Origin of the sequence: Kitasatospora sp. NPDC051914 (assembly GCF_040680995.1) — a bacterium.
GTDB lineage: Bacteria > Actinomycetota > Actinomycetes > Streptomycetales > Streptomycetaceae > Kitasatospora.
The window spans coordinates 1-7,377 of sequence record NZ_JBFAXX010000131.1; the positions used below are offsets into that span (position 1 = coordinate 1).

A 7,377-nucleotide genomic window follows, 5' to 3' on the forward strand; every position below is an offset into this window, starting at 1 on the left:
CCGGTGGCCGTCTTACGTTCTCAGGCGACACCCGCTACCGGGACGAAACCCCCGGAACGGGTGGAACCCGTACACCACTTCCCTGGACGCAACCCACGGCGCCGAGCGGCAGAGGCTCCTCGGCGCCGTGATCACCGCCTGGAAGACGCGCAGCCTCCGCGGCGCGGATTCTCATGTTTGGGCTGGTGCGGCAGGGCCTGAGCGGATCGATGCTGACCTTTTGCCGACTTTCCTGACTACTGAACTTGATTGGGTGATGTCGGAGCCGTTCGCCTGACGGCGGCAGGGCCGTTCCGGTAGCCCTGGACAGTGAGATACGCACAGGGCGGCGGGTTGACCGACGCCGGGAGGGCCGCGCGGGAGCGGGTTCGGCTGCAGGCCGTGGAACGCTTCGAGAGCGGACAGAGGAACTGGGGATCGCTGCCGCGTTGCGGGTGAGCGAACGATCGGTGGAGCGGTGGCGGTGCAAATGGCGCGAGCAGGGCGAGGCCGGCGTCCTGTCGAAGGGATCGCCAGGGCGGCCGAGTCGCAGTGAAGCGCAGATCACCAGGCTGGAACGGGAGTTGGAGCGCGGACCGCTGGCCCACGGCTGGGCGGACCAGCGGTGGACGCTGGCACGGATCAAGACGCTGATCGGCCGACCGTTCCACGTGAGCTACACGGTGGAAGGCGCCTGGCGCCTGCTGAGGCGGCACGGCTGGTCCTGGCAGCAGCCCGCCCGGCGGGCGATCGAACGCGACGACGCGGCGGTCGAGGTCTGGAAGAAGGAGACCTGGCCGTTGGTAAGAGCACCGCGGCGGAGCGCGACGCCTGGGTGGTCTTCGAGGACGAAGCCGGGCAGTCGATGACGCCGCCGCGCGCGAGGAGCTGGGGACGCAAGGGCTGCACTCCGGTGGTCCGGGTGCGCGGCCGAGGCTCGGGCCGGGTGTCCATGGCGGGGCTGACCTGCTACAAGCCGGGGAAGCAATCCCGGATGTTCTACTCGGTCCGCGAGTACCGGGGCCGCAAGGGCGAGCCGAAGGGCATCGGCTGGCGCGACCTGCGCGACCTGCTGGTCAGGGCCCACATCCAGCTCGGCGGCCCGATCGTGCTCGTGTGGGACAACCTGCGCATGCACCTGGTCGAACCGCTGCGCGAGTTCATCGCCGACCACGCCCACTGGCTCACTGTCTTCCAACTTCCGAGTTATTCTCCGGACTTGAACCCACAGGAGGGGATCTGGTCGCTGGTCAAGCGCGACATCGGCAACCTCGCCGCAGCCGACCTCGGCCAGATCACCCGGGCCGTCAAGCGCAGGCTCAAGCAGATCCAGTACCGCCCGGACCTGGTCGACGGCTGCCTAGCTGGCACCGGCCTGTCCCTCGCGACGCAGTCGTCAGAAGCTGCCGAAGAAGCGATGCCACCAGCTGGGCCGCTGGACGTGCCCGGGCAGCTGGCTCGGCCCGTCGTAGTCGCACTCCAGTAGTTCTTCGGGAACGATCGCGTACCCGAGGTCGGCCAACGCCCGATTGGCCCTGCCCAGATCCGCGGCGTCCGACTCGCCCTCGGCCTGTGCTTCCCCGGTGCCTATGAAGGCACCGGGGTTATCCGCGCAGACCAGGGCCAGCGACCCGAACTTGCTCACGCAGACGACGATCCGAGTCCCGCACACGGTCGCATCTGCCGGTACGGTGACACGCCCGTACTCACTGGAGTCCTGGGCGTCTCGCTCGGTCGCACATCGCGTGGCGAAGTCGTCCTCGAGCCGCGACACAAGGTCTCCGAACAGCGCGCCGGTCGCGCCACGGTCGTAGTCCCGGGGCCACTCCAGCCACTCGGGATCATCGAGCTCGCGCAACAAGGCCACCAGATCCGCTTCACGCTCCGTCACGCGCACATCTTGGCGGGTCAGCAGCTGACCTCGCCAGCCCGACAACACTCATTCAAGTTCAGTAGGTGTGACGTCCCCGACCGGCCGGCGGGGGGAGGCAGCGGGGTGACGGGATCGCTGTCGCCTGTCCGGCGGATCTTGCCGGATCAGCGCGCGGCGCCGGTCTCAGTTCCCCAGGTTGGGCCCGTTGTCGTGGGGGACGTTCACGAGACTCGTCGTGTAGAAGACGGGCCATGACGCACCGTTGGGCAGCTGGACCGTGGCGCTCATGCTGGCACCCTGCGGGATCGTGCTGGTGGCGTCCCGGTACAGGGGCGTCACCACGTAGTGCACGGCGGCCCCCTCGGGCAGCGCGTCCACCACCTTCTTCACCAGGATCTCGTAGTGCCGCATGCTGACTCCCTTGATGTTCATCCCGAGTTGCCAGCACGGGACGAGGTTCGCCCAGTCCGCCTGGGTGCCGCCCCTCCCGCCGAGGACGTTGGCGATCAGGTGGCAGCGGGCGAGGCCGCCGCCGGGTGCCTGTGTCCTCGCGTCCTCCCAGCCGGTGATGTCGCCGGCGGCGTCCGTCCCGCCGCCCAGGGGCTTCGTCAGACAGGCCTCCGCCGTGGCAGCCCGGGTGCCGGAGGGGCCCGTCGGGTCCGCGATCTTGTTGCGGCGGGCCACGGCCTGGGTGGTGTTGACGATCCATCCGCCGCCGCTGTCCCTCCTGGAGGGCGGCTTGTTGACCAGGCAGGCGGCTTCGCCGGCCGGAGGGGTCGGCGGGGTCCCGGCGCCGGGGTCCGAGACGTTCGGAGCCGCGGGGACGGGCTTGAACTCGTCGATGATCAGCTTCGTGCCGGGCCTGTACGCGACGAGCTGGCCGCGGCGCGTCAGGGCGGTCCTGAAGGCCTCCTGCCCCGGGGCTGCGGTGGCCGCCTCCGGCGTCTGCACCCGGAGCGCCGTGTAGTGCCCGTCGGGCTTGCGGACCAGCCCGTCGTAGGTGATGGAAGGGCTGCCGAGCTGCGCCGCCTGTGCGGCGGGGAGCCGCCCGACGGCTTCGGGCGTCAGGTACGCCGTGCCCGGGCGCAGGTCGACCGTGCTGCCGGTCTGCTTCGCGTACGCCTTCAGGGCGGAGGTCTGCGGCTGCCTGGACGGGCTGTCGGCGGTGTCGGCTCCCTGGCCCTCGGGCTGGTCGTCGTGCTGCGGCGGACCGGCCGCGTCACCGCCCTGGTCCATCGTCGCCGCCGGGTCCGGCGGATCCTCGACGAGGCCCTGGACGGCCTGGGCCATCTGCTGGAGCAGCTGCTGGCCCCGGGACTGCAGCTGCTGCTCCTTGTTCCGGAGCGCGCCGGCCTTCGCGTCGTGGGCCGTGGAGGCGGCGGTGAGTCGGGACTGCCTGGAGTTGAGCCTGGACCGCTCCTCCTCGAGTTGGGTCCGCTCGTTCTGGAGGCTGCTCTTCTCGGCCTGGAGCCGGGCCTGCTCGGCCCTCAGTTGGCTCGCTTCGGCCTCGTACGCGTTGGCCGCGGCGGCCTGTGCGGGCAGCCGGAAGGTGTGCGGCTTGCCGTTGTGGGCGTTGATCCTGGCGGACAGGGCGGCTGCGCGCGCGTTGAAGCTGCTGCTCTTCTGCTCCACGGCAGCGGTCCTGGTGGTGAGGGCCGCGGTGTCGTTGCGCAGGGCGGCGGCGTTCTTGGTGATCTCCTCCGCCTCGGCGACCACGTCCTTCGCCTGTTGCGCCAGCTCCGCTTCCTGCCGGTTGAAGTCCTCGACCTCCCGGGCGAGGGCCGCCGAGGCGGCCTCGATGCCCCCGAACGGGACCAGGGGGGCGACGGTGCCCGGCCGGGCCGCGACAGCCGCGGCAGCCGTGACGGCCGTGGCACCGGTGGTCGCGCTCGCCCGCGTTCCCGTGCCGACGATCGGCACCAGGACCGCCGCCAGCACCAGGAGGACGGCATGCCGCACGGTGCGCCGGCAGCGGGCGGCCGGCTGGTGCGGGTGCGCGGTCATCCGCTCACCTTCCCGGTGAGCGCGTCGGCGAGCTTCGCGGCGGTCGGCTGGCCGTCGCCCGCCTGGCAGACGGCGACCTGGAGCAGACTCGTACCCTTCACCCGCGCCTGGTGGTGGCAGGCCCACTTCGCGCTGCCGTCCTGCGCCGCCGTCCACGCGACGGCGACCGGGGTGGGGGGCTGGGCCGTGTAGGCCCACTTCGTGGTACGGCCGGCCTGGTCGGTGCGGGTCGAGGACGGGCACTTGGCGAGACCGTCGGTGAGGGTCCGGAAGGCCGCGCCGGCCTTCTCGCCGTCCGGGAACACGCCGATGACCTGGTTCACGGTGTGGGCGCCCGTGCCCTCGGCGTCCCGGTAGGTCGCCGACAGGAACGCGGTCCACGCCTGCCCGTAGACCGACTGGGTCGTCGGTCCCACCGCGACGGCGCAGTCCGGCGGCGACACGGCGAGCGGGGCGTGGGGCCGGTTCGACCGGGGGCCGGCGACCAGCGTCGTCCCGGCCAGTCGGCCGGCGCCGTCAGGGCTGAGGAGGTCCGCTTGGACCGTACCCGCGGCGATGTGCGGCGGGAGGCCCGTCGGCTGCTGCGGCCAGATCCACCACCCGACGACGGCCAGGACGAGGCAGGGCACGACCGCGGCCAGGAACAGCCGCCAGTGGCGCAGTGCTCGGGCGAGCCCGCGCGTACCCGGGCCTCGTGGAGGCGCGAGCGGCGGAGCCGGTTGCTGCGACGGCACCGCCTCCGGGGTCTGCTGCCGGGTGGGCGGTGTCTCCGCAGGGGGTGTGTTCCGGTGATCGTCCGTCATGCTTCGCTCCCTTGTCGTGGTGCTCCTGCTGGCGCTGCTCGAAGCCCTGGAGCCGCCGCGGGCACGGCACGTCGGACGCGGGTCGGCGGCGGCACGAGGCGGTGAGGAGGAACAGCAGTGGTCGGCCTCATCGCTGGGGCGCCGGCACGTCCGGTGACTCGGACGTCGGATCCGGTGCGGCTGCGGGCTTCGGAGGTGCGGCCCCGACACGTGATGGTGGCGTCGGCGCCGATCGGGGCCCAGGCCACGGCACCGGCCACGTATGACCGGTCGTCACGCCGGGACGGCGACCGTTCCGCCTCGCGGGGAGGAGGGCCGCCCGGTGGCGGTACCGGCCCCGCGGGCACCTCGTCGATCCACGCCCCGACCAGTACGCCTGCACCCTCGTGGGGACGATTCGCGGCTGACCGGCACGGCCGGTTGCGACCTCCCGTGTCGTTTCGTTTCCCGAATCCGATCAGAACCGTGCACGGCTCCTGTCGGCACCGCGATCCGCGGCAGGATGGCCCCGGAACACTCCGGACGGAACACCGGAACACCGGAACACCGGAACACCAGAGCACCGGAACGGGCGCCGGGCGGAACGGACAGGGGACGGCCATGGCGGCGGGGCGCGTGCTGGCGGGTCGGTACGAGCTGCGCGAGCAGCTGGGGCGCGGCGGCATGGGTGTCGTGTGGACCGGCTGGGACACCGTCATCCACCGTACGGTGGCCGTGAAGACCGTCGACCTGCTGGACGAGGCGGACAGCGCCGAGACCTTCCTCCGCGAGGCCCGTACGGCGGGGAGCCTCAGCCACACGGGCATCGTCACCGTCCACGACATCGGTACCGACGGCGACGGCACGGTCTTCCTGGTCATGGAGCTGATCGCCGGACGGAACCTCAGCCAGGTGCTGCGCAGCGACGGCATCCCGGAGCTCGCCGTCGCGGTCGACTGGGCCGCCCAGATCGCCGAGGCCCTGGCGTGTGCGCACGACGGCAAGGTGGTGCACCGCGACCTCAAGCCGGCCAACGTCATGCTCACCGGCGCCGGGCGCCTCAAGCTGCTGGACTTCGGCATCGCCCGCGCCGTGTCGGCGACCACCCAGGCCAGCCGGATGATCGGCACCCCCGCCTACATGGCCCCCGAACGCCTGCAGGGCAAGGCCGGCGGCACCCGCGCCGACCTGTACGCCCTGGGCTGCCTCCTGTACGAGCTGCTCACCGGCCGGGCCCCCTTCCCGCACGGCGACTTCGCCGCCATGATGCTCGCCCACCTGATGCAGGAGGCCCCCGCACCGAGCAGCCTGTGCGCCGGCATCCCCGGGGAGTTGGACCGGCTCGTCGCCGACCTGCTGCACAAGGACCCGCGGCGGCGGCCGGAGACCGCCCACGACGTCCGCGACCGCCTCCGCGGTGTGGTGACCGGCCGCCGCGCCGGCGCGGTGCCCGTCCGGCTCGCCTACCCGCCCACCGTGCCCGTCCACGTCGACACCACGCTCACTGCCGTGCCCGTGACGGCCTCCGGGACCGCACGGGAGTGGACCAGGGCCGCTTCCGCCGACACCACTTTCTCCGGCGCCGCCGGTGAGCCCCCGCCGACCGTCCTGGCCGATCCGGTCGCGATCATGAGGGCCCACTTCGACCTCCGCCGGAAGCTGGTCGCGGCCCGCAAGGCCGCCGGTTCGGCCGATCCGAGGACCACCAGCCGGCGGTTCGCCGAACTCGTCCGGGAACACGCCCGGCTGCTCGGCCCCGACGACCCCGACCTCCTCGCCGTCCGCGGCGAGCACGCCCAGCACCTCTGGAACGCGGGTGACCGCGCCGCGGCCGTCCGGCTGCACACCGCCCTCGTGGCCGACCACGTCCGGGCACTGGGCAGTACCCATCAGCTGTCCCTGGTCGCCCGCAGCCGGCACGCCCACTACGTCGGGGAGGCGGGGGACCGTCTCCGGGCCGTCGAGCTGAGCAGCGCACTCGTGGAGGACTGCGTCCGGGTGCTGGGCCGGGACCACCCGCAGACCCTCGTCGTCCGCAGCCAACAGGCCTACGCCCTGGGCGAGTCGGGAGAGCGGAAGGGCGCCGCCCACCGGTACGAGGCCATCGTCGACTCCTGTGTCCGGGTACTGGGCCGATACCCGCGGGACACCCTCGTCGCCCGCTGTTACCACGCCTTCAACCTGGGGGCGACGGGGCGGCGCGCCGAGGCCGCCTGGCTGTGCACCGGGCTCGTGGAGGACTGCGTCCGCGTCCTGGGCCGTGTTCACGGGCTCACCGATTTCGCCGAAAGGATCCACGCGCACCACACCGGCAGGTGGGAGAGCGAGGGCCGACGGGCGGACGCCCTTCGGCCGTCCTCCGAGTACGCTCCCCGGCTGCGGGCCGCCGTCCCGTCCTGACCGGCCGGTGCTCCCGCTCCGGTTGGGGACGTCCGGCCCGGCCCGGCTCCGCGCCGCGGCTATCGGGCCCGGGTGGGCACACCGCCGGCTGGATGCGCCGGGGGCGATCCGTGCTCTCAACTGCCGTGGCCGGGACGGGCGTACCGGCCCGGGGTGGTGCCCAGGACGCGCTTGAAGTGCCGGGTGAGATGGGACTGGTCGTAGAAGCCGTCCGCGGTCGCGACCTCGCCGGGTGGCCGGCCGCCGAGCAGCAGTCGGCGGGCGAGGTCGACGCGACGGGACATCACGTACTGGTGGGGTGCGATGCCGAAGGCGGCGCTGAACGCGCGCACCAGGTGC

Annotated in this window: 7 protein-coding genes and 1 pseudogene; 4 read left to right on the forward strand and 4 right to left on the reverse strand. The window is 72.6% G+C overall.

Annotated features, from left to right (window positions below):
* Positions 1–309 precede the first annotated feature (309 nt).
* Together AB0M03_RS38895 and AB0M03_RS38900 are read left to right on the forward strand one after the other, a co-directional pair.
* Positions 310–848: pseudogene (locus AB0M03_RS38895) on the forward strand (winged helix-turn-helix domain-containing protein).
* Positions 845–1,465, forward strand: coding sequence for a transposase (locus tag AB0M03_RS38900; protein WP_363501311.1), 621 nt, complete (start codon positions 845–847; stop codon positions 1,463–1,465). The pseudogene AB0M03_RS38895 and the gene AB0M03_RS38900 overlap by 4 nt, the downstream one beginning before the upstream one ends.
* Here AB0M03_RS38900 and AB0M03_RS38905 read toward each other — a convergent pair.
* The 3 genes from AB0M03_RS38905 to AB0M03_RS38915 all read right to left on the reverse strand — a co-directional run bounded on the left by AB0M03_RS38905 (position 1,376) and on the right by AB0M03_RS38915 (position 4,659).
* The gene (locus tag AB0M03_RS38905) at positions 1,376–1,870 is read right to left on the reverse strand and encodes a hypothetical protein (RefSeq protein WP_363501314.1); all 495 of its coding nucleotides are present in this window, start codon (positions 1,868–1,870) and stop codon (positions 1,376–1,378) included. The two genes, AB0M03_RS38900 and AB0M03_RS38905, sit on opposite strands and share 90 nt — an antisense overlap.
* A 165-nt stretch (positions 1,871–2,035) precedes the next feature.
* Positions 2,036–3,856: a DNA/RNA non-specific endonuclease gene (locus AB0M03_RS38910; protein ID WP_363501317.1), complete on the reverse strand. Its 1,821-nt coding sequence runs from the start codon at positions 3,854–3,856 to the stop codon at positions 2,036–2,038.
* Positions 3,853–4,659 (reverse strand): sensor domain-containing protein, encoded by an 807-nt coding sequence (locus AB0M03_RS38915; protein ID WP_363501320.1) that lies wholly within the window; start codon positions 4,657–4,659, stop codon positions 3,853–3,855. The genes AB0M03_RS38910 and AB0M03_RS38915 overlap by 4 nt, the downstream gene beginning before the upstream one ends.
* On the opposite strand from AB0M03_RS38915, the gene AB0M03_RS38920 reads away from it, so the two are divergent.
* Positions 4,658–4,816: a hypothetical protein gene (locus AB0M03_RS38920; protein ID WP_363501323.1), complete on the forward strand. Its 159-nt coding sequence runs from the start codon at positions 4,658–4,660 to the stop codon at positions 4,814–4,816. The two genes, AB0M03_RS38915 and AB0M03_RS38920, sit on opposite strands and share 2 nt — an antisense overlap.
* Positions 4,817–5,259: 443 nt before the next feature.
* Positions 5,260–7,038, forward strand: coding sequence for a serine/threonine-protein kinase (locus AB0M03_RS38925; protein ID WP_363501326.1), 1,779 nt, complete (start codon positions 5,260–5,262; stop codon positions 7,036–7,038).
* A gap of 116 nt (positions 7,039–7,154) precedes the next feature.
* Here the strand turns inward: AB0M03_RS38925 and AB0M03_RS38930 are convergent.
* A partial coding sequence (locus tag AB0M03_RS38930) for a helix-turn-helix transcriptional regulator (protein ID WP_363501329.1) occupies positions 7,155–7,377 on the reverse strand: 223 nt, incomplete at its 5' end.

Coding starts and splice junctions, on each gene's coding strand:
- AB0M03_RS38915 (WP_363501320.1), bottom strand. CDS start 4,659: ATGACGGACGATCACCGGAACACACCCCCTGCGGAGACACCGCCCACC.
- AB0M03_RS38920 (WP_363501323.1), top strand. CDS start 4,658: ATGCTTCGCTCCCTTGTCGTGGTGCTCCTGCTGGCGCTGCTCGAAGCC.
- AB0M03_RS38925 (WP_363501326.1), top strand. CDS start 5,260: ATGGCGGCGGGGCGCGTGCTGGCGGGTCGGTACGAGCTGCGCGAGCAG.
- AB0M03_RS38910 (WP_363501317.1), bottom strand. CDS start 3,856: ATGACCGCGCACCCGCACCAGCCGGCCGCCCGCTGCCGGCGCACCGTG.
- AB0M03_RS38900 (WP_363501311.1), top strand. CDS start 845: ATGACGCCGCCGCGCGCGAGGAGCTGGGGACGCAAGGGCTGCACTCCG.